This is a genomic window from Candidatus Colwellia aromaticivorans (assembly GCF_003333305.1).
GTDB classification, from domain to species: Bacteria; Pseudomonadota; Gammaproteobacteria; order Enterobacterales; family Alteromonadaceae; genus Colwellia; species Colwellia aromaticivorans.
Genome location: NZ_QOLD01000082.1, coordinates 1 through 24,165 on the forward strand (window position 1 = coordinate 1; position 24,165 = coordinate 24,165).

At 36.1% G+C, this 24,165-nt stretch carries 28 protein-coding genes; 12 read left to right on the forward strand and 16 right to left on the reverse strand.

Annotated features, from left to right (window positions below; all coding sequences use genetic code 11):
- The first annotated feature begins 657 nt into the window (after window positions 1-657).
- Window positions 658-954 (forward strand): hypothetical protein, encoded by a 297-nt coding sequence (locus tag DWA31_RS13280; protein ID WP_136037998.1) that lies wholly within the window; start codon window positions 658-660, stop codon window positions 952-954.
- 90 nt (window positions 955-1,044) lie between these two features.
- The gene (bcp, locus tag DWA31_RS13285; protein ID WP_114327061.1) at window positions 1,045-1,527 is read left to right on the forward strand and encodes a thioredoxin-dependent thiol peroxidase; all 483 of its coding nucleotides are present in this window, start codon (window positions 1,045-1,047) and stop codon (window positions 1,525-1,527) included.
- Between the two features lie 65 nt (window positions 1,528-1,592).
- On the opposite strand, the gene DWA31_RS13290 is transcribed toward bcp, so the two are convergent.
- Both DWA31_RS13290 and DWA31_RS13295 read right to left on the reverse strand, forming a co-directional pair.
- Window positions 1,593-2,660 (reverse strand): AI-2E family transporter, encoded by a 1,068-nt coding sequence (locus DWA31_RS13290; RefSeq protein WP_114327062.1) that lies wholly within the window; start codon window positions 2,658-2,660, stop codon window positions 1,593-1,595.
- A 30-nt stretch (window positions 2,661-2,690) separates the two neighbouring features.
- Window positions 2,691-2,912: a sulfurtransferase TusA family protein gene (locus tag DWA31_RS13295; RefSeq protein ID WP_114327063.1), complete on the reverse strand. Its 222-nt coding sequence runs from the start codon at window positions 2,910-2,912 to the stop codon at window positions 2,691-2,693.
- Window positions 2,913-3,020: 108 nt separating this feature from the next.
- Between DWA31_RS13295 and DWA31_RS13300 the strand changes: the two genes are divergently transcribed.
- The 5 genes from DWA31_RS13300 to DWA31_RS13320 all read left to right on the forward strand — a co-directional run bounded on the left by DWA31_RS13300 (window position 3,021) and on the right by DWA31_RS13320 (window position 6,424).
- Window positions 3,021-3,650, forward strand: coding sequence for a hypothetical protein (locus DWA31_RS13300; RefSeq protein ID WP_114327064.1), 630 nt, complete (start codon window positions 3,021-3,023; stop codon window positions 3,648-3,650).
- Window positions 3,651-3,719: 69 nt separating this feature from the next.
- Complete coding sequence (gene bepA, locus DWA31_RS13305) at window positions 3,720-5,186, forward strand: beta-barrel assembly-enhancing protease (protein WP_245942624.1); 1,467 nt, start codon at window positions 3,720-3,722, stop codon at window positions 5,184-5,186.
- A gap of 54 nt (window positions 5,187-5,240) precedes the next feature.
- Window positions 5,241-5,582 (forward strand): arsenate reductase (glutaredoxin), encoded by a 342-nt coding sequence (arsC, locus tag DWA31_RS13310; RefSeq protein ID WP_114327065.1) that lies wholly within the window; start codon window positions 5,241-5,243, stop codon window positions 5,580-5,582.
- A gap of 22 nt (window positions 5,583-5,604) precedes the next feature.
- Window positions 5,605-6,000: a DUF2069 domain-containing protein gene (locus tag DWA31_RS13315; protein WP_114327066.1), complete on the forward strand. Its 396-nt coding sequence runs from the start codon at window positions 5,605-5,607 to the stop codon at window positions 5,998-6,000.
- Between the two features lie 136 nt (window positions 6,001-6,136).
- Window positions 6,137-6,424: a DUF1244 domain-containing protein gene (locus DWA31_RS13320; RefSeq protein WP_210725600.1), complete on the forward strand. Its 288-nt coding sequence runs from the start codon at window positions 6,137-6,139 to the stop codon at window positions 6,422-6,424.
- A gap of 50 nt (window positions 6,425-6,474) precedes the next feature.
- Here the strand turns inward: DWA31_RS13320 and DWA31_RS13325 are convergent, their stop codons facing one another.
- The 4 genes from DWA31_RS13325 to ubiU form a co-directional block, all read right to left on the reverse strand.
- Entirely contained in the window at window positions 6,475-7,188 is a 714-nt protein-coding gene (locus DWA31_RS13325) for a pseudouridine synthase (RefSeq protein ID WP_114327067.1), read from the reverse strand.
- Window positions 7,189-7,205: 17 nt separating this feature from the next.
- Window positions 7,206-8,360: a ribosomal protein uL16 3-hydroxylase gene (locus DWA31_RS13330; protein ID WP_114327068.1), complete on the reverse strand. Its 1,155-nt coding sequence runs from the start codon at window positions 8,358-8,360 to the stop codon at window positions 7,206-7,208.
- Between the two features lie 57 nt (window positions 8,361-8,417).
- Window positions 8,418-9,299 carry a U32 family peptidase gene (locus tag DWA31_RS13335; protein WP_114327069.1) on the reverse strand — a complete coding sequence of 294 codons (882 nt, stop codon included), beginning with the start codon at window positions 9,297-9,299 and terminating at the stop codon, window positions 8,418-8,420.
- A gap of 491 nt (window positions 9,300-9,790) precedes the next feature.
- Window positions 9,791-10,786 carry a ubiquinone anaerobic biosynthesis protein UbiU gene (gene ubiU / locus DWA31_RS13340; protein ID WP_114327070.1) on the reverse strand — a complete coding sequence of 332 codons (996 nt, stop codon included), beginning with the start codon at window positions 10,784-10,786 and terminating at the stop codon, window positions 9,791-9,793.
- A 194-nt stretch (window positions 10,787-10,980) separates the two neighbouring features.
- On the opposite strand from ubiU, the gene ubiT reads away from it, so the two are divergent.
- The gene (ubiT, locus tag DWA31_RS13345; RefSeq protein ID WP_245942625.1) at window positions 10,981-11,586 is read left to right on the forward strand and encodes a ubiquinone anaerobic biosynthesis accessory factor UbiT; all 606 of its coding nucleotides are present in this window, start codon (window positions 10,981-10,983) and stop codon (window positions 11,584-11,586) included.
- Window positions 11,587-11,589: 3 nt separating this feature from the next.
- Here the strand turns inward: ubiT and kdsB are convergent, their stop codons facing one another.
- From kdsB to msbA, 4 genes are all read right to left on the reverse strand, one after another.
- Window positions 11,590-12,450: a 3-deoxy-manno-octulosonate cytidylyltransferase gene (gene kdsB / locus DWA31_RS13350; protein WP_114327071.1), complete on the reverse strand. Its 861-nt coding sequence runs from the start codon at window positions 12,448-12,450 to the stop codon at window positions 11,590-11,592.
- 4 nt (window positions 12,451-12,454) lie between these two features.
- The gene (locus DWA31_RS13355) at window positions 12,455-12,655 is read right to left on the reverse strand and encodes a Trm112 family protein (RefSeq protein WP_114327072.1); all 201 of its coding nucleotides are present in this window, start codon (window positions 12,653-12,655) and stop codon (window positions 12,455-12,457) included.
- Window positions 12,656-12,723: 68 nt separating this feature from the next.
- A complete protein-coding gene (gene lpxK / locus DWA31_RS13360) occupies window positions 12,724-13,749 on the reverse strand; it encodes a tetraacyldisaccharide 4'-kinase (protein WP_114327073.1) in 1,026 nt (341 codons plus the stop codon).
- Between the two features lie 221 nt (window positions 13,750-13,970).
- A complete protein-coding gene (gene msbA / locus DWA31_RS13365) occupies window positions 13,971-15,728 on the reverse strand; it encodes a lipid A export permease/ATP-binding protein MsbA (RefSeq protein ID WP_425451893.1) in 1,758 nt (585 codons plus the stop codon).
- Window positions 15,729-16,263: 535 nt separating this feature from the next.
- Between msbA and DWA31_RS13370 the strand changes: the two genes are divergently transcribed.
- From DWA31_RS13370 to DWA31_RS17235, 3 genes are read left to right on the forward strand one after another with little or no spacing between them, the layout of a single operon-like run.
- Complete coding sequence (locus tag DWA31_RS13370) at window positions 16,264-16,641, forward strand: HDOD domain-containing protein (RefSeq protein WP_114327075.1); 378 nt, start codon at window positions 16,264-16,266, stop codon at window positions 16,639-16,641.
- 1 nt (window position 16,642) lies between these two features.
- On the forward strand, window positions 16,643-16,909 hold the full coding sequence (locus DWA31_RS17885; RefSeq protein ID WP_168427344.1) for an HDOD domain-containing protein: 267 nt from the start codon (window positions 16,643-16,645) through the stop codon (window positions 16,907-16,909).
- Window positions 16,819-17,073, forward strand: coding sequence for a hypothetical protein (locus DWA31_RS17235; RefSeq protein ID WP_168427343.1), 255 nt, complete (start codon window positions 16,819-16,821; stop codon window positions 17,071-17,073). Before DWA31_RS17885 ends, DWA31_RS17235 begins: the two co-directional genes overlap by 91 nt.
- Before the next feature lie 319 nt (window positions 17,074-17,392).
- Here DWA31_RS17235 and DWA31_RS17890 read toward each other — a convergent pair whose 3' ends face one another.
- The 4 genes from DWA31_RS17890 to DWA31_RS13395 all read right to left on the reverse strand — a co-directional run bounded on the left by DWA31_RS17890 (window position 17,393) and on the right by DWA31_RS13395 (window position 21,521).
- A complete protein-coding gene (locus DWA31_RS17890; RefSeq protein ID WP_114327077.1) occupies window positions 17,393-17,608 on the reverse strand; it encodes an HDOD domain-containing protein in 216 nt (71 codons plus the stop codon).
- Window positions 17,609-17,685: 77 nt separating this feature from the next.
- Window positions 17,686-17,913 carry an HDOD domain-containing protein gene (locus DWA31_RS17725; protein ID WP_114327078.1) on the reverse strand — a complete coding sequence of 76 codons (228 nt, stop codon included), beginning with the start codon at window positions 17,911-17,913 and terminating at the stop codon, window positions 17,686-17,688.
- Between the two features lie 129 nt (window positions 17,914-18,042).
- A complete protein-coding gene (locus DWA31_RS13390) occupies window positions 18,043-18,909 on the reverse strand; it encodes a delta-class carbonic anhydrase (protein WP_114327079.1) in 867 nt (288 codons plus the stop codon).
- A 212-nt stretch (window positions 18,910-19,121) separates the two neighbouring features.
- Complete coding sequence (locus DWA31_RS13395) at window positions 19,122-21,521, reverse strand: DNA internalization-related competence protein ComEC/Rec2 (protein ID WP_114327080.1); 2,400 nt, start codon at window positions 21,519-21,521, stop codon at window positions 19,122-19,124.
- A 73-nt stretch (window positions 21,522-21,594) separates the two neighbouring features.
- Between DWA31_RS13395 and DWA31_RS13400 the strand changes: the two genes are divergently transcribed.
- Entirely contained in the window at window positions 21,595-22,104 is a 510-nt protein-coding gene (locus DWA31_RS13400; protein ID WP_114327111.1) for a DUF2062 domain-containing protein, read from the forward strand.
- A 72-nt stretch (window positions 22,105-22,176) separates the two neighbouring features.
- On the opposite strand, the gene ruvB is transcribed toward DWA31_RS13400, so the two are convergent.
- Together ruvB and ruvA are read right to left on the reverse strand one after the other, a co-directional pair.
- A complete protein-coding gene (gene ruvB / locus DWA31_RS13405) occupies window positions 22,177-23,184 on the reverse strand; it encodes a Holliday junction branch migration DNA helicase RuvB (protein ID WP_114327081.1) in 1,008 nt (335 codons plus the stop codon).
- Window positions 23,185-23,419: 235 nt separating this feature from the next.
- A complete protein-coding gene (gene ruvA / locus DWA31_RS13410; RefSeq protein WP_114327082.1) occupies window positions 23,420-24,055 on the reverse strand; it encodes a Holliday junction branch migration protein RuvA in 636 nt (211 codons plus the stop codon).
- Window positions 24,056-24,165: the final 110 nt, after the last annotated feature.

The following is a 24,165-nucleotide window of genomic DNA, read 5'->3' on the forward strand; positions in this document are numbered from 1 at the left end:
ACTTAGTTTATTTAATATTGCTTCTTTAAATTGGCTTGAATGCCTTTGATAGTACACTGTTGTTAACTTACCGCTCCCTGTTTATTTACTAAATTAATTGAGGCGACAACAATCCTGACACAGGGGGTATTCAATCGAATACACTCATAAGATCCATCGACTAATAGACTTTCTAGGGTCACTTACAATTAATAAAAAAATCTGAGAGTTAACTTACAGTCTAAATATTAAGTTTCATATAAAATAACATGCCTATGCAGTTAGCTCAGGAAGAGCATGAAAAATCGGCTAATGTGACACTTAACACTTAAATAACCTAACTTTATGGGTTCAGTGTAACTTGAACTATCTATTCATAAAGTTCACTGCTCTTATTGTCACACCACCTGAGTTATGTGCATAGGCATGTAAAATAATAAATCTGTTGTGGAATAATTATATGACCGAAAATCAATACAAGATCGAACCCTCAAACATCAGCTGGTAAATGGGTTGGTATGTAGTAATCCTTTCGAAGTATTCCTTCGCTGTTTGATGTAAAAATTGAGTCGGCAATTTTATACGTTGCTAATTTTAGGCTTTAAAAATAGCTTAGGAATTTTTATGGATCTGGAAACGAATACTATGATTGGTTTGTTTATAGCGGGTTGAATGGTATTGACAACTTTTGTATCTGTAAACTCTAAACAAAAACAATTAAATAATCTTGATGATACAATACTTCACTTCGATAATTTAGAGCGTGTATGCAACCTTCAACAGGATAACCATGTTTTAAAAGATATTCAAAGTGCTTTAAAGTTCTCAATGTCTACTTTTACAAGAGAGAAAATAAGGGGTGTTTATATTACAAAGAATACTGATACTGAGTACAATTTTAAAAGGCCATATTATCATGGGGGTTCTTCTGAAGGCAAAAAGATAGGACATATTGATATTTATAAAGTTAGTTAATGCTTTAGGTTGCCTTTATAACTATAATTACTGAGCTTTATTATATTTATAGATAACGAAGTTGTTACAATTAATTTTAGGACTCAAATAATGAATACATTACAAGTAGGCGATACAGCTCCAGCCTTCACTCTCCCTGATCAAGATGACAACCCTGTATCTCTAAATGACTATATTGGGTCAAATGGAAAACAAGTATTAGTTTACTTTTATCCAAAAGCAATGACACCCGGATGCACAGTTCAAGCACAAGGTCTTCGCGATACTAAACAACAATTAAACGATTTAAACACGGTAGTTTTCGGTATATCCCCTGACGAGCCAAAGCGCTTAGCTAAATTTTGTCAGCGTGATGAATTGAACTTCACCTTGTTATCTGATGTAGATCACAAAGTTGCCGATGATTTTGGTGTTTGGGGCTTAAAGAAATTTATGGGTAAAGAATACGATGGTATACACCGCTTAAGCTTTTTAATTGGCTTAGATGGGAAAATTAGCCATGTATTTAATAAATTCAAAACCAAAGATCATCATCAAGTAGTACTAGATGTATTAAATGAATTAACTAAATAATGTGAATAATAACGGTAAGTGAGCTTTATACTTACCGTTATTATATTCAAAAATATCGTTAACAGTTACGCCTCTTGTTCTGTCTGCGTAGTAGAAGTCCACGCATTAATGACAGCCTTCACTAATGTCGCTAATGGAATAGCAAAAAACACTCCCCAAAAGCCCCATAACCCGCCAAAAAATATAACCGCTATGATAATAGTGACAGGGTGTAAATTAACCGCTTCAGAAAACAATAATGGCACAATAACATTACCATCAAGTGCTTGAATGATACCATATGCCAACATCACATAGCCTAACTCATTACTATAACCAAATTGAAACAAGGCAACTAAAAAGACAGGAATAGTGATTACAGTCGCACCTACATAAGGTACTAATACTGACAAACCAACCAATACCCCTAATAAAACGGCATATTGTAAATCAAGGAGAATAAAAGCAATGGTTGTTGAAATACCAACAATTAAAATCTCAATCACTTTGCCACGAATATAGTTCATTATTTGCTGATTCATTTCCTTACCAACTTGTATCGCCATACGGCGCTCTTTTGGGAAAAAAACAGCCACACTAGCCAATAAGTCACTTTTATCTTTAAGAAAGAAAAACACCATTAAGGGCACTAAAATGAGATAAATCATTATAGCAACTATGTCAGAGATAGAATTTAAAGAGGCCGTTAGCGCTAACTCCCCCCACTCAAGCAGTTTTTCTTTTACTGCAGCAATAAACGTTTCTATTTGCGATGCTTGAATAATATCAGGGTATTGTTCAGGTAACGTTAATAAATACTGCTGACCTTGAGAGATCATATGCGGTACTTCTTGCAATAGACTACTACTTTGTTTCCAGATAATAGGCATTAATCCAAACATTGAAATTAACGAAATACCGACAAAAGTAGCCACGACGAAGGCCGTCGCTCCCGTACGAGATAAGTTAAGGTTTACCATTTTATTTACAGGTAAATCTAATAAGAAAGCTATCGCCAAGGCAACTAATACTGGCATAAGTAGTTGACTAAACAAGGCAATAAATAAAAATGAACATGCCAAAATCAGCACTAATGTCACCGCATGAGGATCTGAAAAATGACGTGTATACCAGTTGCGGAACAACTTAAACATATTTATCCTATTTTAAAATTGAGATTAGTTTTATTTACTTGATATGGTAATTTTAACCCTACCATTGTCAATAAGACTTTGGTTATAACTGTAACCCAGCTTGTTAAGTAGTTTGGGGATATCTTCAATTGAACCTTTATCCGCAATGGTTAAAAGACAAATATCACCCTTTTGCATTTTTTTTAATTGTAAACGTAAATTAACCAATGGCAGAGGGCATTTCTCATCACTGGCATCATATTCAAAGATCATTTTATATTTCTTTACCTATTTGCTTTTTTTTAACAAGGTAATCTGAGACAATTATCGCTGACATACTATCTTAAGTGCTGTCATTAAAATAGCAGGAAATAAAACTAAATGAGTAGCTTAGCTAAAAAGCCTAACTTAAAAGAAATTAACGCCCTTAAAAAAAAATTAAATTGGGGAGATGTTCCTGCAATCTATAGCTTAGTGGCCTCATCATTAAGTGAATTAGACGGTATTTTATCTCATGGATTTGATAGTGCCTATAAAACTATTTTAGATCGTAACACATGGAATTTGCAGGCATTAAATGGCTATAGAGATAGCGATGGTAATATACAGGTAAAAATTAAGCCTAAATTAATTTTACGCCATGATTATAATGATATGGGCTATGAGTTACTTTGCTACCCTATCGTTGATGGTGAGCGAATTAACCATCCGTTAGTGCGAGAGCATACATGCCCTTTTCAAACATGGCTGCCAGAAAGCATGCGTATGCTTTTTAGAATAAATAGCTTAGTTGCCTTTTCAATATTTACTTACCAAAATGGCGATGAAGCAGACTTAGCTTTAATCAAATATGCTTATTATAGCGTTGAAAAATTAATTAAAATATTATCCGAATCTTTTGAGCTTGTTGAGGTCGAAGGTTATAGCATTGCCGAATTCTATCAAGAAATTGATCGAAGAAATGGCAACATACTAAATAGCGATGTCACTCAAAAGCCTTCTGAGAATTAATTTTTTATTTTCATATTCTTTTAACCCTCTATTTTATTTATGCTCTTTATTTAATAACAGGAAACCGTATTGTTTAATATTAAGCCATTTTTTCTTGCTTGTGCATTAACAGTAGTGATTGCAAGTTCATGCTCTTTTAATGTTGAGGCCAATGGTCAGAATAATAAAAACAAACTTCCCGAAATAGGTATTTCAGGCTTTAGTGTCCTTTCTTTAGAGAAAGAACGACAAATAGGCCAAGCCATGATGCGCCAATTACGCGCTAGCCAACCACTAATTCAAGACCCTGTATTAATAGAATATATTAACCATTTAGGTAATCAATTAGTTAAAAATGCCCAAGATGTTAATTACGCCTTTAAGTTTTTTTTAATCAATAATAATGAACTCAATGCCTTTGCTTTTTTTGGTGGTCATGTTGGCATTCATAGTGGTCTTTTAACGACAGCAGATACTGAAAGTGAACTTGCTTCTGTCATTGCTCATGAAATTTCTCATGTTACTCAACGTCATTTAGCACGCAGGATAGAATCCCAGAGTAGAAGCCAAACATTATCAATGGCAGGAATGGTATCTGGAATATTATTAGCATTAGTAAACCCTACTGTTGGCATGGCAGCATTGAGTGCATCGATGGCGGCATCACAACAAGCTAGTATCAACTATACCCGTGGCAATGAAAAAGAAGCAGATAGAGTTGGTATTGCACTATTAGCGAACAGTAACTTTGACCCTCAAGGCGCACCAAGCTTTTTTAGTAAAATGTCCGCAAAGTATCGCTATGCAAGCAAGCCGCCTGCAATGTTATTAACTCACCCATTGCCAGAGTCTCGTATTGCCGATGCGAGACAACGCGCGCACAACTATCCCGTTAGACAGCTAGCACCAAGCTTACAGTTTGAATTAGCTAAATCTAGAATTCAAGCGCGTTATCAAGCTAAGCCAAAACAGAGTATAAGTTATTTCAAAGAACAATTGAGTAAGAAAAAATATAGGTTAAAAGCTGCAGCCGAATACGGATTAGCAGTATCTTATCTTGAAAATAAACAATATCATTCAGCTAAAACACTGCTTGAATCTTTACTAAAGCAGGATAAACATAACCTGTTTTATATCGATGTACTTACCGATGTTTATTTGGCATTGAAAGAGTATGATAAAGCATTAACACTTTTGGCCAACTTAGCTTTATATATGCCTAATAATCAAGTTATCAGCTTAAATTATGGTAACGCGTTATTGAGTGCAGGCAAATATGAGCAAGCAGAGACGGTATTACAAGACTTTTTACTCGTGAATTCAGGTAACTTCATTGCCTATGATTTATTAACCACCGTTTATCGAAAGCAAGATAAAAAAGGCTTAATGCATACAGCTAAAGCTGAAGTATTAGCTTTGTTAGGTGCCTACAGCAAAGCTGTTGATGAATTACAAACCAGCTATAGCTTAGTAGAAGAACAACCATTACTACAAAAACGGATAAAAGCACGCATTTTACAATTTCAAGAACAAGAGAATAAGTTAAAACGCTTATAGGCAATTGTACGTATTCACCATTAATTATTAAACTTTACTAAAAGAAACAAACTTATGTTAACTATTTATCACAACCCAAGATGCTCTAAAAGTCGTCAAACACTAGAGTTAATCCAACAAAACTCGGCTAAAGAACTTACCATTGTTGAATACCTTAAACAGCCGCTAACACAAGTAGAGATTACACAGCTTTTATCGCTACTCTCATGTAAACCTAGTGATATGATGAGGGTAAAAGATCCTGAATTCAAAGAGCAAAGCTTAGCAAATGCGAGTGACGAGCAATTAATTGATGCAATGGTTACTACACCAAAGCTTATTGAGCGTCCAATTGTTAGTGATGGCAATAGAGCAATTATTGGTCGTCCACCAGAAAATGTTTTGGCTTTATGCTAATTAAATAGGTAATAGCGAACAAATGAACAAACAAAAAATATCCACCAACAATTTGAAAAAAATAGCACTCTTTGGCTATTTTTCTTTACTTTTTTTTATGCCTTTATGGTTATTAGTATTATCTCCTAGTGAGGGTTTAAGTGCTTCAACAACGTTATTACTCTTTGTTTTACCATTACTATTTCCGTTAAAAGGGCTATTACAAGGCAATCCATTTACCTATGCTTGGGCAAACTTTATTGTACTTATTTATTTTTTACATAGTTTAACCACATTATGGGTATTACCAAACGATAGGGTTTGGGCAGTATTAGAGCTGATTTTTGCCACTATGATGTTTTTAGGCTGTAGCTATTATGCGAAATATAGAGGACAAGAGCTCGGTCTTAGTATTCGAAAAAAGAAAGAAGATAAATAAAGCCTTACGGCTATGATTAAACACCTGTTATTCATATACCCAAAAAACATCAAGATGAAGGGTTTATCTTGAATGATAAATGCCTTGGGTAAATAAATCACTCGTTGATATAACAGTTTTATTAAAAAGGATAACCATGAATAAAGAAATTGAAATTCAAGCAGCAGTCTTTCGCCGCTTATTAGCCCACTTAGATAACCGTAAAGATGTACAAAATATAGAGCTTATGAACCTAGCAGGCTTTTGTCGAAATTGTTTTAGTAAATGGACGGTAGCGGAAGCTGAGAAGCTAGGTGTTAACGTTGATATTGATACTGCTCGCGAGCAAGTTTACGGCATGCCCTATAGTGAATGGAAAGAAAAGCATCAACTACCTGCCACTGAAGAACAATTAGCAAAATTTAATGCCGTAAATAAAAGCTAAGTAATCAAGACCTGAAAGTGGAAATTCAACGTTCATCAAGTGAATGATGTTCAATGAAATTCCGCTACTTCTTCTTCAGTTAAATTACGCCACTCACCCGGCGTTAAATCTGCTAATTTAAGTGTGCCAATTTGCTCTCGATGTAAACCAATAACTCTATTTCCTACTGCTGCAAACATTCGTTTAACTTGATGATATCTACCTTCCGTTATGGTTAACAGTACTTCGTTATCAACGTCGGTATCAGTCACTAATGCTAAAATAGCCGGTTTAGTTAAAGATGATTCACCTTGTAATTGTATGCCTTGGGTAAACTGTTCAATAAGTGCAATTGACTTTTCAACGGTGATTGGATTTCTAAGCCATACCCGATAAATTTTTTGGCATTCTTTTTTAGGTGAAATAACATTGTGCGACCAACGGCCATCGTCTGTAATTAGTACTAAGCCTGTGGTATCGGCGTCCAAACGCCCTGCAATGTGCAAATCAAACGCTTTATCAACATCAAGAAAATTTAATACTGATGGATAGCCTTCATCAACATTAGAGCAAATGGTATCGGCTACTTTGTGTAACATAAAATAACGTGAACCACGAGCTGTTAACGTTTGACCATCAATTTCAATGTTATTATTTTCATGTACCTGCATAGCGGGATTTTTTGCAATGTCGCCATTAACCCTAACTTCACCACTTTTAAGTAACTTTTTTGCTTCACTTCGTGTTAATTCAGTACTTTTACAAATAAATTTATCTAATCGCAATATTTAAGTCCTCTAGCTTATTCACTTGCCTCAACCCAAAACCAAAAACCTTGATCAAGTAACTCTATCATTAAGATAAGAAATTGTTCATTGTCATACCATGGTGCTAATTCATCTGAGGTGACGATGGATTGATCGCATAATAATTTAATCACAGGAACAATATCGCTAGAAACGTTCTTCTGCTCACCATTGATATAAAAAACACCGTCGTTAATCGTGTCTTCAAAATAAAACGCTCTAAGTCCACCTAAACGCTTAATACTATGAATAGTGAGTAACTGTGACACTTCATCACGAGCAAACGGCTCATCACTGGGCATTAAGTCTAATTCATGCTTGGCATTGGTTAAAAATTTACCAACAAAGCTTTTAAACACTTGTTCATTTTCAAGTAGGTTGCTTAACTGACTTTTAAGACTATGGTAATCATTATTAGTAATTTCTCCGCTATGAGTGATGGCTTGACGATCGGTATCTTCAAGTAGCTCGGTTCCCAATTCATTATCAATAAGGTGATCGGCTAATGCGCTTAATAAGCTCACAGTGGAATTTGCGCGAAATCCAACAGAAAAACTCATTGATGGCTCTAATGCAATACCTTCATGGGGAAAGCCAGGGGGAATATAAAGAATATCTCCGGGCTCTAATTCAACATCAATAATCGCTTCGAATGCTTCAACATGCAGCAGCGCCTCATGGGCAATCACTTCGGTCTGTTTACTATTAGCACCAACACGCCAATGACGCTTGCCTGAGCCTTGACAAATAAATACATCATAATTATCAACGTGAGGACCAACGCCACCACCAGCAGTAGCAAAACTAGCCATTAAGTCATCCAATCGCCAGTGAGGAATAAATCGAAAAGGCTCAATTATTTCTGCCGCTTCTTCGCTAAAGTTATCCAAGGCTTGTACCACTAATGACCAGTTGTTATCGCCAAGATGCTCATACTTTTCAAATGGACCAAATTCAGCTTGCCATTCATCGCCATTTTTATACACCAAACGCGACTCTACCGCCTCTTCCATCGCTAAACCGGCTAATTCATCAGGTAATATTGGGTCGACAAAGTTTTTAAATCCCTGTTTAATGACAACAGGCTTCTTCTGCCAATATTGTGTTAAGAATTCATTTTGACTCATTTGGTTTAAATCTAAGGTAAACATATTTTTATCTAACCTGTATTAATATTAATCGTCACTCATAACGCCATGTTAACAATTTTACGCAACCGACATACCCGCAATTTGATGCCAAAAACCATTACACTCTTTATCAGTTTCTAAAGAATACGTTTTAGGCGTAAGTAATTGCGCTTTAAATTTGTCTAGTTGAGTAAAGGCTTGTTCACTATCGGCACTGATACGAATAATATCAACACCCATGTCGTTAAGCTGAGCAACTTCATTAATTAGATTATACTGGTAAGCAGACATAGTTTGAATGCCATTTAACACAAAAACTTGTTCTCCTTCTCGCGAATTCATTTTTCGACCCTGCGGATAGTTAATACAACAGTACTTACAATCATCTTTTGGCCTATCTTCTGAGCGTGCAGTAAAGCAACGAGCGGAATAAGCAAGGGGCAAATAACCCCATGAAAACACTTCACATTCAAATTTATCACGAATGTTTTCGTCAACAGCTTGGGTTAACATTGTTTTTAACCAATCACCCGAAAGCTCTACAGGCATTAACCAGCGCATCATTCCTTGTTTAAGCAGTACTTTTAACGTAGATACGTTATAGCAATTAATCGCTGGGCCTGCGACAAAGGGCATGTTTAAGTCATGCATAATTTGTACAGCACTTAAATCATTGGCTTCTACTAAAAGATCACCGTTATCACAGAGTTTTTTTAAGGTAACGATCTCAGCCGGAGATTCTAGTAATGTCATCGTTGAAATAACGATTTGTTTATTGGTATCACGGGCCAATTCTCGGCCTAATCCTAACCAGTCTTTTGCTCTTAATTCTCGACGCTTTGAACAGACTGTTTCACCGAGATAAATAATATCGGCGCTAGAGTGTTTTGCTTGTTGATAAAATTGTTCAACATCTGTTTTTGGCCAAAAAAACAAATTTGGCCCAAGAGAGAATTTCATAGTTTTTCCTAAATATTTAAAGTTATCGCTAACCTGATCGTTATTCAGCTTTAAGATATATACCCGCTCCACTTGAAGATGCTCGTTTCAGGAAGTCTGAGCGATTCATAATCAAGACACATTTTTTTATTAAGGGTTATTCCCTTAAAAAGAAATGTAACGTAGAGTATGGTTTGCTCAGCCTTCCCCAAGGGGCTGGTTTAGAAACGCTTTATACTGCGTTATTGATTTTGAGAAGGGAATAACCATTCTCCTCAATCAATGCCTTGCCTAAAGGCGTTTCTAATTCCAGCTGAATCCTGCATCTTCAAATGGAACGGGTATATGGTTCAATTTAAAGGAAGAAGCACGGAGTTGACGCCAGTCATTACTCCGTACATCCTGTACTCCACCTTGCAGGCCACCCTTCGGGTGTTCAAATTATTTCCCGAAGAATTTGTGAGTACTTCTGACAAATAAATTGGGTAATACAACGACAAGATGAAAGACGATTATTGCCATTTACGGTGATATGCACCTAACGTGGTCTGTGAACCTTCAGATAAATTGGCTAAGGTTTGCATCCAAGCACCATCAACTTGAAAGTTATCTGGATTTTTTTTACATCGATCAAGTGCCATACGCCACGTTTTAGTTACTTGTTCAACATAGGCAGGGCTACGTTGACGACCTTCAATTTTAACCGACACGATGCCCATGGCCATTAGATCTGGAATCAGCTCTAAAGTATTTAAGCTCGTTGGTTCTTCAAGTGCATGATAAACATCACCGTCAACGTCAAAACGCCCTTTACACAAGGTTGGATAACCAGCATTTTCATCTTTTTGATACCTGTCTATCAGCACATTATTTAACCGTGATTCCAATCCTTGCTCAGTTTCTTGCCAACGCACATATTTAGCCGGAGAACATGCTCCTACCGTATTAGGAGACTCACCCGTCATATAAGAAGATAAGTAACAACGCCCTTCTGCCATTATGCATAAACTGCCAAAAGCAAATACTTCTAGCGGAACAGGGCTAGTTTTAGCGAGTTGTCTCACTTGTTGCACTGACAATACGCGCGGTAGTACTACGCGATTTACATCAAAATTATTTTTAAAAAACTTAATGGCTTCTAGATTAGTCGTTGATGCTTGTACCGACACATGTCGTTCAACATCAGGATATTTATTCGCGGCGTAATCAAGTACACCTAAATCAGCGATAATTAACGCATCAGTCCCCATAGCAACCGCATTATCCACGGCTCTTTTCCAACGATCTTCACCATTAGCATGGGCAAAGGTATTTATGGCAACATGTAGCTTTTTACCTCGTTCATGCACATAATCAGCAGCTTTTGCTAATTTACCATCATTAAAGTTAAGGCCAGCAAAATGACGCGCATTGGTATCGTCTTTTAAACCAATATAAACCGCATCTGCGCCATTATCTATGGCGGTTTTCAAGGCAGGTAAATTACCCGCCGGACACAATAGCTCCACAAAAAACTCCAATCTAAATTGTAATCAAAACTGAATGAACAAGATGAAAAACTTACTCGATAGTCTATGGGTTTATCTGTAGGGCTTTATTGATATGTATTAAAGAAAACTTGATCTAGGGCAGCAAAGTTTATTAACCGACTGGTAAACTGTGAAAATACTAATCAATACAAGTTAAGTCTAGGTGCTAAAACGTGTTCAAATTGTCCTCATTACCTCAAGCGGCTGTTAGCTTAATCCCCGATAACTTAATTTCCAATAACAAGCAAACGATAGGAAGGGTCCCACTCAAATTACGTTCGCGCATGATAGACATAATGCCTAAAATATTACGCCCTAGCCTACGTTTATTACCATTTTCAGCACAGAAAGCACTGTTATTACCGGCATTATCTTCTGTTTTTCAAGAGCCTATTGAAGACGGTGATTTTGAGTTTTTACAAGATAAATGGTTAAAAATCTCTATTATCGATTTAGACTTAAATTGGTGGCTAAGTTTTGATAAAGACAAGTTGGTAATGGCATCGATGAATGAATTGATTGCCAGTAAACTAACTGAAGATGTGAGCTTTAGTGCTACCGGTGATGATTTAATATTGATTGCTGGGCGCAAACAAGATCCCGATACTTTATTCTTTCAGCGCCGTTTAAAGATTGAAGGCGATACTGAACTGGGATTAGAAGTTAAAAATTTAATCGATGCTATCGACATTGACCAACTCCCAAGTTCAGTGCATTCTTTAGTCGCTTTTAGTGCTGATTTTTTACAAAATACCCGTGATGAATTAGTAAATTTATAAAGCTTATAAACTCGCCGCGTAGGCTCTAGCTTTAGCTAAATCTTCAGGTGTATCAACACCTTCAACGGGCACATTAGTTTTTGCTACAGCAACATGAATGTTCTCACCCTGATAAAGTACTCGCAATTGTTCAAGCGCTTCAACTTGCTCTAATTGGCTTGTTGGCCAATTAACATAATCTTTAATAAAACCGGCACGATAAGCATATATACCAACATGACGTAAATAAAACTCACCTATCTCTTTTATCTGATCGTTATTAAGAAAACGGTTACGATCATAAGGAATTGTCGCTCGGCTAAAATAAAGAGCATAACCATCTTTGTCGGTTATCACTTTCACCGCGTTAGCATTAAAAGCTTCTTCAACTGAGTCGATATTAATCGCTAGAGTCGACATACGAGAAATTTTACGTCCTCGATTAACAATATCACGAGAGGTATCATCCGTAGCGTTATTATGTTGATGTGCCAAGTTACTCGCCACTTGCGCAATATTCTCTGGTGGAATAAAAGGTTCATCTCCTTGTACGTTAACAATGATTTCATCATCACTAAACTGATATTGCTCCATCACCTCAGCCAAACGTTCAGTGCCTGATTGGTGATCTGCACGCGTTTTACACACTTCACCACCAAAGGCTTTTACAATTTGTTCTACTTCATCGTTATCGGTTGCGACAATCACTTTACTCGCACCGCTGAGTTGCGCTTTTTCAACAACCCATTGGATCATAGGCTTACCGCCAATATCCGCTAAAACTTTTCCCGGTAAACGAGATGATTGATAACGCGCAGGAATCACAACAATAAAAGAGCTATCCGTATTGGTCAGAGTAGCATTTGCCAAAGTAGCACCAGTCATATGTTTATGATTCCTGTTCAGCGGTGTCATTATCAATAGCTATGTGACGTGCTTCATTTTCTAACAGCACAGGTATATCTCTATCTATTGCATAAGCTAATTTATCAAATTTACAAATAAGCTCTTGTTGAGCTTTATCATAATCAAGCTTACCTTTACACACTGGGCAAGCCAATATTTCCATTAATTTTGTATCGAAAGCCATTGTTTTATTCTCTTTGTTGTATTTTATTAGTGCTTGTTAGTTAGTTAGTTAGTTAGTTAGTTAGTTAGTTACGATGCTAACTGCTTAATATGTTGTATTAATACTTGTTCATCTTGTTCAGAAAACTGCGCATCAACGGGCAGATACCACCAGTTATCTTTTGCGAATGCTTGACATTTTACCGCATCTTTCTCAGTCATTAATAGCGGTAAATCATTTTTAAATTGATTAAAGTCATTAGGCGTGAAGTTTTTATGATCAATAAAACCTTGCTGTTTTACTAAATTAAAACCTAAGCTCTGTAAGGTATCAAAAAAACGTTGTGGTGAGCCAATACCCGCAATCGCATTTACCTCTACATGATTAGCTAAAAACTCAGTTAAGCTAATCTCTTTATCTGTTTGAATATGACGTAACTTAGTCGCCACTAAGGTCATTAATGATGATTTATCTCTTATCTGACAATCACCATCTCTCGTATTACATTCACCATTAAAAATAACAACATCTGCATTATTCAACCGCGACTTACTTTCTCGTAAAGGGCCTGCTGGTAATAGTAACCCGTTACCAAAAAGACGTTTACCATCAACCACTATTAATTCTAGATCCCGTTGTAAACGATAATGCTGCAAACCATCATCACTGATAATAACATCACAACCAAGCTCAATTAACTTTTGTGCATTAGCCACTCTATCACTACCAACAACAACGGGCACATGGCAACGCTTGAAAATAAGAATGGGTTCATCGCCTGCTTGCTCTGTAGTACTGAGCTCTGATAATGAGTAAGGGTAAGTTTCAGCTTTACCTCCATAACCACGTGAAATAACACCCGGTTTAAGACCCAGTGTTTTAGCTAGTTCAACTAAATGGATCACTACAGGTGTTTTACCATTACCACCTACGCCAATATTACCGACAATAATAACGGGTTTACTCACTGAATAAGATTTAAATAAACCAAGGTAAAAAGCAAAACGGCGAATGGAACTCAGTAAAAAAAACAATGCGGTTAATGGCAATAATAAAGGTACTAGCCACCACTTTGCACGGTGGCTTTCAAACCAAACTTTTTCAATTAATCGCATAGTAGTACCAGTTTCATTAAGTATATGATCTTGTTGTGCACAGGAAAAATATTTCAGGGCAAGGCGCTTGATTGACCAATAGCTGGCTATTGGGATTGAGAGCAACGCCGACTTGGAGTATTTTAACTAGCACAAGTGGGCAATAATTTAGTGGAACTGGTATCACTGCTCGTTAATAAAGTGATTCACTCTAAACCTTAATATCAACATCAGATAATAAATTACGATTGGAATTGAAAGTTATGTAACTGAGCATAAGCACCTTTTTTAGCAAGTAATGACTGATGATCCCCTTGCTCAATAATTTCTCCTTGCTCCATTACAATGATTTTGTCTGCATTCTCAATTGTCGATAAACGATGGGCAATGACAATTGACGTTCTATTTTTTTGTAAGGTTTGCAAAGCATCTTGAATATGACGTTCAGATTCAGTATCTAAGGCACTAGTCGCTTCGTCTAAAATCAAAAATGGCGCATCACACAATAAGGCACGCGCTATCGCTACGCGTTGTCTTTGGCCCCCAGAAAGCAAAGCACCATTTTCCCCTAGGTTAGTATCAAGCCCATGTTCCATTTGCTCAGAAAATTCCATCACATGGGCACTTTTTGCTGCGGCAATGATTTCTTCTCGACTAGCTTCTGGCTTACCGTAAGAGATATTGTTAGCTAGCGTATCGTTAAATAACACAACTTGCTGGGAAACATAAGCAAATTGATGTCTTAAGCTTTTTAATTGGTATTGTTCAATGTTAACGTTATCAATTAATATTTCACCCCGGTTAGCGTCATAAAAGCGTAACAATAATGCACTCGCTGTAGATTTACCGCTACCAGAACGCCCTACTAGGGCAAGTGTTTCTCCAGGACTTAATTCAAAAGAAAGATCTTTCAAAGCCCACTTTGTATCCCCTGCTTTTTCATTAACAACGCCATAAGAAAAATCAACATTTTTAAATGCAATGTTCCCTTGTGCTTTTTCAAAAACAAGCGAGCCCTGATCGTTTTCTGTTTTTTGATCTAATACGGCAAAAATACTAACACAAGCGGCCATACCCTTTTGAAATTCGCTATTAACATTGGTTAGCATTTTTAAGGGTCTTAATAGCATAGTCATATAGGTGATAACACTGACAAAACTACCCGCAGAAATACTCTCTCGTAAACTATCAGAATTAACAGCATAAAAAACAAATGCTAAGGCAAATGAGGCTATAATTTGAATCACCGGTACACTAACAGCTTTAGCTGCTGTTAATTTCATACGTTGTTGGCGGTTATGTTTATTAATTTTTGCAAAACGCGCAAACTCTCGTTTTTGTCCACCAAAAGTGAGTACAACCTTATGGCCATTGAACGTTTGTTCGGCTGCTGTTGTTACTTCGCCCATCGCCCCCTGAATGCTTTTACTTACCTTACGAAAACGTTTTGAGACAATGGTAACAATAATGGCTATTAATGGCGTAACAAGTAAAAAGATGACTGATAATTGCCAGCTAATGAAAAACATCAAACCAATTAAACCGATAACAAAGGCACTTTGCTGAACAATCACTAAAATTGATTTACTGACTGAATTTAATACTTGTTCGGTATCAAAAGTAAGCTTGGAAATTAGTCCACCTGTTGACTCTTTATCATGAAAAGAGACAGGCATTGCCATAATATGTTCAAATAAATTTTGTTTTAAATCAGTAACCACATGATTACCTACCCAAGCTAAACAATAATTAGCAACAAAATGAAAAATACCCCGAAAAAAGAATGCCACGACTACAAATAACGGCGCCCACTTCATAAAATCAGGATTAGCGCCTGCTAAACCATCATCAATAAGCGGTTGCAATTTTGATAGAAAATATACATCAATGGCGGCGTAGCCAAACATACCCACGATAGCGGCAACAAAACCGAGTTTATAGGGTTTCGCATAAGAAAGTAGACGTTTGAAGTTTTGCCATGTAGTTGCGGATAAATCAATAGTTGATTTTTGCTTTGCTGATGGTATTGCCATTGGCTAATATTTCTCATTTTGTATTATTTATTCACAATATCTTGATTTTAACGTGATTCCTGTCAACAACCAAATTTTTCTCATAGTAATACCAACCTCACTAATTATATGATCATTTCTACTGGTTAAAATAACCAAATACTTCATTACTTGAATGACTATATGGTAGTAACGAATTAACAATAAAGCGTATAAATATATATTAATTAGATAACAAACGATTTAAACTTTCCCAAAACTAAGGCAGTTTATAAACACCAAAGTAATTAACTTGATTTGATGGTTTAAGAGATACTTAATAGGTTGAAATTTAAAACATAAATAATATAACCATCTCTAGCTTGATAGTTTTTGATTAATTCAAGGTGAATTTACGTATCAATAGGAAAGTAAATTTAACGCAGAAACCAGTAAGAATATGGCTAGCGTGACATTTATTAAGCCGAACTCAAGTTAAATAATAATTAACAAGTATATAAATGATTAAATTAGATAATAAAAAATGGCGTTAGTCGTTTCTAGTTTTCAAATCCCCGTAAAGCCTCAAATATTGACTGATATGCAATTACTTCTTGATGCGGTGGAACCCGATGTAGAAAGTATTGCGAACTTGATTTCAAATAATGTTGGTCTTTCTTCGGCTATTTTAAAAATCATTAATTCACCCTTTTACGGAATGAGTAGAAAGATTTCAAAATTAAAACAGGCCGTTATAATACTAGGATTAGAAACAATCAATGCCTTAGTAACTGCGTTATTATTGAAATCATCATTTCAAGGGAATTCTTGCATATCCTTAGAGCGTTTTTGGGATGACTCGCTTGATGTTGCTAATGCCATGGCATTTGTTGGTAATAGATTACAAAATACCCCCCGTTGATATGTTGTATACCATTGGTTTATTTATAAATTGTGGTATCCCGTTATTAGCACTTAAATTTAGTGATTATAAAAGTGTCCTAATTGAGGCAAATGGTTTGGGAATTAATTCAATTAAACTAGAAGAGCAAAAATATTGTACTAATCATGCCGTTTTAGGTTACTACATAGCGTCTTCTTGGCATCTACCAAAAGAGATCTGTTCATTGATTTCCAGCATCATGAATCAGACTACCTTGCTGAAACATCAGGTACCAATGAACAATTAACCTTCGCTACATTAAAAATGGCTGAACATATGGTAGAAAGAGTAAAACGGTTTAAAATCTCCCCAGATTGGGAAGTAATAAAAGAGAGTGTCCTTGATGTTTTAGGTCTCACTTCTACTGATTTTGAAGAATTAGAAGATGATTTTTCTGAACTATTTGATTAGCCAACCTAGCGACCATTGATTATCAATGAATGCTAAGTGTTTGGTATTCGTTGATATACCCAGTAATTCTAAGGGGCTTGCAATCTCTACCAAATAGGAGATTGTATGACCTGTAAAGCGAGAGCTAAACCTGAGGTTCTTTATTGAAAGGTTTCTCTAAATAATCTTTTGCTTCATCACTGAAAACCAAAAAAAATTTCTTCGTTTAAGCCATCACTATCGATTTCTCTATTTTCAAACATAAGCTCTAGCTCACTTATTATATTTAAAATTGAACTTGGGAATCCCCAGTATTTGGCTATGTGGTAGGTTATTTTTTTTAATTTTTAATTAACAGGTTTTTAAAAGCAAATGAGTTTGGCTGACAGTCAGGATGAACATAAGCGAAGGATTCCATTAATAGTTGGTAAATAATCATATCCCCTAAGTTGCATATCAAACCTATAAGATATCCTTGCGCTGACTCCTGCTTATACTCAGATCTGTTTATTAATTCTTTAGCAATCACTCCTGTAGTAAAACTGTGCTTCCATATTTTATTACCATACTATTTGAAATATATTTGCGATTGAAGAGTGAATTTACTTACAAAGCCATTAACCACACCTTCCATTAGCCCATTTGCCCATTTGCCCCAAGCAGCATAAATGCCGATTTAAGATCAGTTATATTCTTATTATTACGGTTATAATATGAAGAATTGGCTAACTCAATGACTTTGCCAGCAATTACTGGCTCTTGTTGGATCAGTGAAATTAACACTTCTGTATCGAACTCTTCATCGTTTAATTGTTCAATAACTTTGGCTAATGACACGGGTAGTACCGGCAAATTTTCCATTATATACTTTGGTTGTGACAATAGAGTTTATAAGGACAATTATCCTAACGACCGCAAGGATTTTAAAACTCGGCCACGAATGAGCGAGCTTTATATAAATCTCAGATTTGAAGCTAATATATTAAGGAATTACATATTAGACAATAAATCTGGATTTATAACTAAATTTCTCACGCCGTGAGCATGATCTTCATTGAATATATTACCTTCACACCATTTTCCAACCGACGTTATATTCACTTTAGCAACTTTCGGTCTTACACTCCATGAAACCTGAAAGGGAGATCCTTTTTCGTTATAACTAGGTCCCGTAGTCGAGCCAGCATATTGAATTGGTACCCCTGTGTTACTAGGGATGTTTACTGCTTGAGCTAAATCTTTTATCATTTCATGCTTTGATAAGTCATTAAAGTTCAAGGCATTTTCGTCATTTACTAAAACAAAAACTTGGGTTTCAACACGCAGTTCAGGGTTTTTGATTGAATCACTCAAACAAGAGCCTAGTGTGGGGCCAGGTGTCACTTTAGCTGTTGAATGAACATAATGAACTTCAATGGTATCACCAGAAGAAAGGCCACCATGTTTACTCGGACATATATTACCATTTACAGGCATCAATTCTTTTTCATTTAATTTACCTGAATATTTATAGCCACTGCCATAACCATGGCCATCACCATCACCTGCAAATAAAGTAAATTCTCCGCCTTTATGCTCGGCATTTTTATGAAAATGAATATTACACAAATTCATTTCAGTATGAGCAGGAGCAGTACTAAAATCACGCGTGTTAGTACCTTGCTTTAAATCGATATCTCTTGGCGATTGTGGTCCAAAACCTTGCTCTTTAGTGTTACTAGCAAGAGCCGCTCTTTGCTCTAATAAAACACTACTTACAACTGCTTTTGACTCATGTTTATCATCAGTTTTTTGTTGACAACAGGCTGTTACTGAAATAACAGTAAAAGCAACTATTGATAATCTAAATTTATTCATTTTTTATTCCTTGTTTTTATTATCCTAAAATGTCGGTATTAGCTTCCATTAATTATACTCTTTACAGGTCATATTTCTTCTTGAACAGATACTTTATCAATTTCGTTTTTTATCATTAACTATTCATAAAAGTCAAATTTATGAAAGGGATTTACATTAACAACATTTCCTATATTGGTATTCAAAAATAACTAATGAAGTGGATATAAACACTAATGAGCAAACCAAAAGGGCCACAAATCACGGTAATAAGATTGCTTATTTATACCATGCTCCGACAGTGTAAATATAATTTGGCCAGATTTTGCAGTGCTAAGTAATTTAACATTGTGTTGTTGATAACGCTGAACAACTTCCACTACAGGCATACGCCAACGATTCAAATAACCTGCACTCACAACAGCAAATGCTGGTTGTAACGTAGTAATAAACAAATCACTTGATGAGGTTTTAGAACCATGATGAGGCACAACTAAAATATCAGTATTAAGATCAGGATATTGTTGTAGTAAAGCAGCTTCAACTTTTTTCGATATATCTCCCGTTAGTAACACATTATGCTTGCCATCAGAAATTAACAATACACAAGAGTCATCATTTTCTTCGCTTACAATGCTCTTTGGCCAAAGCATTTCAAAATGGAGGTTTTGCCAAACAAATGACTTCCCTTGTAAGCAAACAGCATTTTTTGTTGTTTGCTTATCATTATAGATTAACTCATTTATAACCATTGATTCTTGTATTTCGATTAAGCCGCCTGCATGATCATTATCACTGTGACTGATTATCATTTTATCTAAATGCGCTACACCGCTATGTTGTAAATAAGGTAAAATCACGGCATTAGCCATGGTAAATCCGCTAGGGTAAGCAGCCCCCGTATCGTATAAAATGGTCTTCGTTCCTCGTTGAATCAATACAGATAAACCTTGTCCAACATCAAAAACAACTAGCTGCCAGTTTGTATCGTTAGTACTCTCTTGTTCATTAAATTTATTGCTTTGAATATTCAAGGTAAAAAATAACAAAATACTAACGTTGATCCCCACAAACAACTTTTTAACATATTTTCGCTGATAATTAACAAGACTACGGTTCATTATGGGGAGCTGAAAAAACAAATAAAAAACACTCATAATCCCAAGTAATACCAACAATTGAATATTCATATTTGAAAGTTTTACTACTGCCCATGTTTGCTGTGACAAATAACTTAAATAATGCCATAGCGCTTGTAGACTATCGATACAAAACGCCATCAAAAACTGTGATATTGATTCAGAAAAAGGCATTACTAATACTGATAATAAGCACAACGGAATACTAAAAAAACTCATCCAAGGCACTGCTATTATATTGGCCAACAACGCGACTAAAGAAACTTGCTGAAAAAACACCGCGCTAATGGGTAATAACATCACAGTTAAACTCAATTGAATAACAAATAACCCTTTAATAAATCGCCAAACAGTATTACCGCTATTGAGCATATTTTTAAAGCGCCATAAAGTAAGAAAGATTATAGATACGGCATAAACAGATAACCAAAAACTGGCGGTAAATAAACTAAAAGGTGTCATTAGTGTTAACAAGAACAGCGTTAGGAGCAGCCAACGTTTTATTGAAATATGTAGACTTAACGTTCGTGAAAACCAATAAATACTGAGCATCAGTAATGCTCGTATTGTTGGCAAAGAAAAACCCGCTAAATAACCATAGATTATTCCAACACCTAAACTTACCGTTATAACAAAGTAGCGAATGTTAATCGTTTGAAAAAAACGTAAATGATTAAAAATACTTAATGGTAACAAACGAATAATCAGCATAATAAAAAAGTAACTACCTGTAGCGACTAAACCAATATGTAAGCCTGAAATAGCAATAAGGTGCCCTGTTCCTGTAGTTTGCAAAACTTGCCATAACTCTTGATTCAACTCACTTCGAGAGCCAAAGCCTAACGCGAGTAATAATGGTGATAGATCATGTTCAGGTAATAAACTTTTATAGGTATTAAAAAGCTGTTGTCGTATTGAGTTTGTTTTCATTAGCACATTATTATTTTTATCATTAACAACATAACCTGTTGCAAGAATTCGCTTACTCCTCAGCCATGTTTGATAACTAAATCCACCTATATTTGCCAAACCATGTGCAGGTTTAAATTTGACTTTTAATTTAACAACTTGCCCTTGCTGCACAGCAAATTTGGCATTTTTCCAACTTAGTCGTATTTTTATTATTGTGTTTAGTTTTTTTGAATTAAGATGGGTAACGTTTAGATTAAAGCGAAGCGGTTTTTTATCACGATTAATTTGAATAGGATCAGCTGAAGATTGTAAGCTACTCACCTTACCTTGTACCCATTGAGGTGCTTCTGCTAGCTCCAGTGAATTTAAATTATTTTCTTGCCAGAGGCTTTGATAATTGAAGGCATTGAATAGCATCCAGCTAGCGCCAAAAAACAAACCCGAACTTAAACGTAAAGGTTTGTAAGAAAAAAAGGTGATTGAAAGTGAAATAAGTAAAAATAGCACAAAAAGATCTGGCACTATTGGTATAAATAGTGACAATATAGAACCAAGAAAAAAACTAGCTAACCACCAATCCATAGTGAACGAAATATTTCCTATAATGTTTACAGCGTTAGTTTGGATACAAAGTTTTAAAGATAATAATAAGTATATGCCAAAAAAACTAATTAAGCGCTTTATGCCAAGCAGTCAAAGTATTAAAGACAATAAACATTTAAAAGTTTTTGGTAACTTATTGCACAACCCCCACTTATGGCATATGAATCGTCATTCTGTTGCGAAAGCTTTTGCCGTTGGTTTGTTTTTTGCTTTTATACCTGTTCCATTTCAAATGGTGTTAGCTGCGGGTACTGCCATTTTAGTACATTCTAATCTCCCCCTTTCAATCGCTCTTGTGTGGATAACAAATCCATTCACCATGCCCGTTATATTTTATGCTTGTTATATTGTTGGTTCATGGTTAATAGGAGAAACAACACAAGAGTTTAACTTTGAGGCCAGCTGGCAATGGGTAGTTGACAGTTTATCAACCATTGGGCCGGCATTTTTATTAGGTTGTGGGGTTTTAGCGGTAACTTTTGCCATACTTGGCTACTTTATCATTCAAGGTTTATGGCGTTACAGTGTGATAAAAGCGTGGAAAAAAAGAGTCCGTAGATAAGAGTTAAATAACTTAAGTTATCACTACAATATAAAATAATACGGTTACTTATTTCTTGATCAGAAAATTATTTTACTGGCTCGGCCTAATAATTGAAAAGTGATCGTAGGCTCTATCTGTAGCGATACGTCCCCGAGGTGTGCGTTGTAGGAAACCTTGTTGAATTAAATATGGCTCAAGCACATCCTCAATGGTTTCTCGCTCTTCTCCTATAGCCGCAGCAACATTATCAAGCCCTACAGGCCCACCCATAAACTTATCAATAATGGCATGCAGTAACTTTCTATCCATAATGTCAAAGCCTTCATGATCTACTTCTAACATATCAAGTGCGGCTGCCGCAGTTTCTTTGTTGACCAAACCATGGGTTTTTATATCTGCATAATCACGCACCCGTCGCAATAATCTATTAGCGATACGAGGCGTTCCACGCGAGCGTTTAGCCACTTCAAAAGCCCCCTCTTCATCAAGACTTAAATTTAAAAAATGTGCCGAACGTTTAACTATGGTCGTTAAGTCTTGCACGTTATAAAATTCTAGCCGTTGTACTATGCCAAATCTGTCGCGTAATGGTGAAGTTAATGCCCCAGCGCGTGTTGTGGCGCCAATGAGTGTGAAAGGAGGTAAATCTAACTTTATCGAGCGAGCAGCAGGGCCTTCACCAATCATAATATCTAACTGATAATCTTCCATTGCCGGATACAATATTTCTTCCACAATAGGGCTTAAACGATGAATTTCATCAATGAATAAAATATCATTTTCTTCTAAGTTAGTTAACAGTGCAGCTAGATCCCCTGCCTTCTCAAGCACCGGGCCAGAGGTTGTACGAATATTAACGCCCATTTCATTGGCAACAATATTCGCTAACGTTGTTTTTCCTAAGCCTGGAGGACCAAAAATAAGTAAGTGATCAAGTGGTTCTCCACGTTTCTTTGCTGCAGGAATGAAAATTTCCATCTGCGCTTTAACATGGGCTTGGCCTGTATAATCACTAAGCATTTTCGGGCGGATCGCACGATCAACCCCTATGTCTTCAATGCTGGCAGCTGGCTCAATTAAGCGATCCGCTTCGATCATTTTTATTCCTACTTTTTAAACATTTGTTAGGTACAGATTTTTACTTATGTAACTGTTCAACTTTAAGATGTATGGTTCAATTTAAAAGAAGGAGCACGGAGTTGACGTTAGTCATTACTCCGTACATCCTGTACTCCGCCTTTCAGGCCATCCGTTGGATGTTCAAATTCTTTCCCGAAGAATTTGTGAGTACTTCTGATAAAGAAATTGGACGATACAGCAACAAGTTGCGCAGTTACAACATTGACTTTAACGCATGACGAATAATATCTTCACTCGACATACCATCAGTATAAACAAGTTTAACCGCTTTATCTGCTTGCACCTGTTTATAACCTAACGATATTAAAGCGTTAGTAGCATCACCTTTGTTGTTATAGGCGTTATCGTTAAGAGAATTGACAAAAGTATGCTCATTACTTAATTGCACAGGCATAGCATCAGTTGCTGGCGTTGATGATACGTGCCAATCTTTTAACCTATCTCGCATTTCAATTAATAAACGCTCTGCCGTTTTTTTACCTACACCCGGTATTTTTACGATACCCGAAACATCATCGTGTCTAACACAACTAACAAATTGATCAGCTGACATAGCAGATAATACGGCTAGGGCTAACTTAGGGCCAACCCCATTGACTTTAATCAATAAGCGAAATAATTTACGCTCCGTTTTATTAGCAAATCCGTATAATAACTGGGCATCTTCACGAACAACGAAATGAGTATAAATAACAGCAGGCTCATTTAATTCAGGTAATCCATAGATGCTCGTCATCGGCATAGTAACTTCATAACCAACGCCAGCACATTCAATAAGGATTTCAGGAGGGGATTTTTCAGCAATAGTACCTGATAAACGACCGATCACAGTTAATAACCTACAAGTAATGATTAAGTGAATAAAAGCATATCACTATATATTTATACAGTAAACAGCAGTTTCGAGTAGCGAGCATAAAAGTTACGAACAAAGCAGTT

Coding starts and splice junctions, on each gene's coding strand:
- DWA31_RS17885 (WP_168427344.1), top strand. CDS start 16,643: ATGTTGTATACCATTGGTTTATTTATAAATTGTGGTATCCCGTTATTA.
- DWA31_RS17725 (WP_114327078.1), bottom strand. CDS start 17,913: ATGGAAAATTTGCCGGTACTACCCGTGTCATTAGCCAAAGTTATTGAA.
- DWA31_RS13320 (WP_210725600.1), top strand. CDS start 6,137: ATGAATAAAGAAATTGAAATTCAAGCAGCAGTCTTTCGCCGCTTATTA.
- DWA31_RS13300 (WP_114327064.1), top strand. CDS start 3,021: ATGAGTAGCTTAGCTAAAAAGCCTAACTTAAAAGAAATTAACGCCCTT.
- DWA31_RS13315 (WP_114327066.1), top strand. CDS start 5,605: ATGAACAAACAAAAAATATCCACCAACAATTTGAAAAAAATAGCACTC.
- DWA31_RS13295 (WP_114327063.1), bottom strand. CDS start 2,912: ATGATCTTTGAATATGATGCCAGTGATGAGAAATGCCCTCTGCCATTG.
- DWA31_RS13390 (WP_114327079.1), bottom strand. CDS start 18,909: ATGAATAAATTTAGATTATCAATAGTTGCTTTTACTGTTATTTCAGTA.
- DWA31_RS13395 (WP_114327080.1), bottom strand. CDS start 21,521: ATGGATTGGTGGTTAGCTAGTTTTTTTCTTGGTTCTATATTGTCACTA.
- DWA31_RS13290 (WP_114327062.1), bottom strand. CDS start 2,660: ATGTTTAAGTTGTTCCGCAACTGGTATACACGTCATTTTTCAGATCCT.
- kdsB (WP_114327071.1), bottom strand. CDS start 12,450: ATGACTGGTGCTACTTTGGCAAATGCTACTCTGACCAATACGGATAGC.
- DWA31_RS13370 (WP_114327075.1), top strand. CDS start 16,264: ATGGCGTTAGTCGTTTCTAGTTTTCAAATCCCCGTAAAGCCTCAAATA.
- ruvB (WP_114327081.1), bottom strand. CDS start 23,184: ATGATCGAAGCGGATCGCTTAATTGAGCCAGCTGCCAGCATTGAAGAC.
- DWA31_RS13355 (WP_114327072.1), bottom strand. CDS start 12,655: ATGGCTTTCGATACAAAATTAATGGAAATATTGGCTTGCCCAGTGTGT.
- lpxK (WP_114327073.1), bottom strand. CDS start 13,749: ATGCGATTAATTGAAAAAGTTTGGTTTGAAAGCCACCGTGCAAAGTGG.
- DWA31_RS13330 (WP_114327068.1), bottom strand. CDS start 8,360: ATGTTTACCTTAGATTTAAACCAAATGAGTCAAAATGAATTCTTAACA.
- DWA31_RS13400 (WP_114327111.1), top strand. CDS start 21,595: ATGCCAAAAAAACTAATTAAGCGCTTTATGCCAAGCAGTCAAAGTATT.
- bcp (WP_114327061.1), top strand. CDS start 1,045: ATGAATACATTACAAGTAGGCGATACAGCTCCAGCCTTCACTCTCCCT.
- DWA31_RS13335 (WP_114327069.1), bottom strand. CDS start 9,299: ATGAAATTCTCTCTTGGGCCAAATTTGTTTTTTTGGCCAAAAACAGAT.
- arsC (WP_114327065.1), top strand. CDS start 5,241: ATGTTAACTATTTATCACAACCCAAGATGCTCTAAAAGTCGTCAAACA.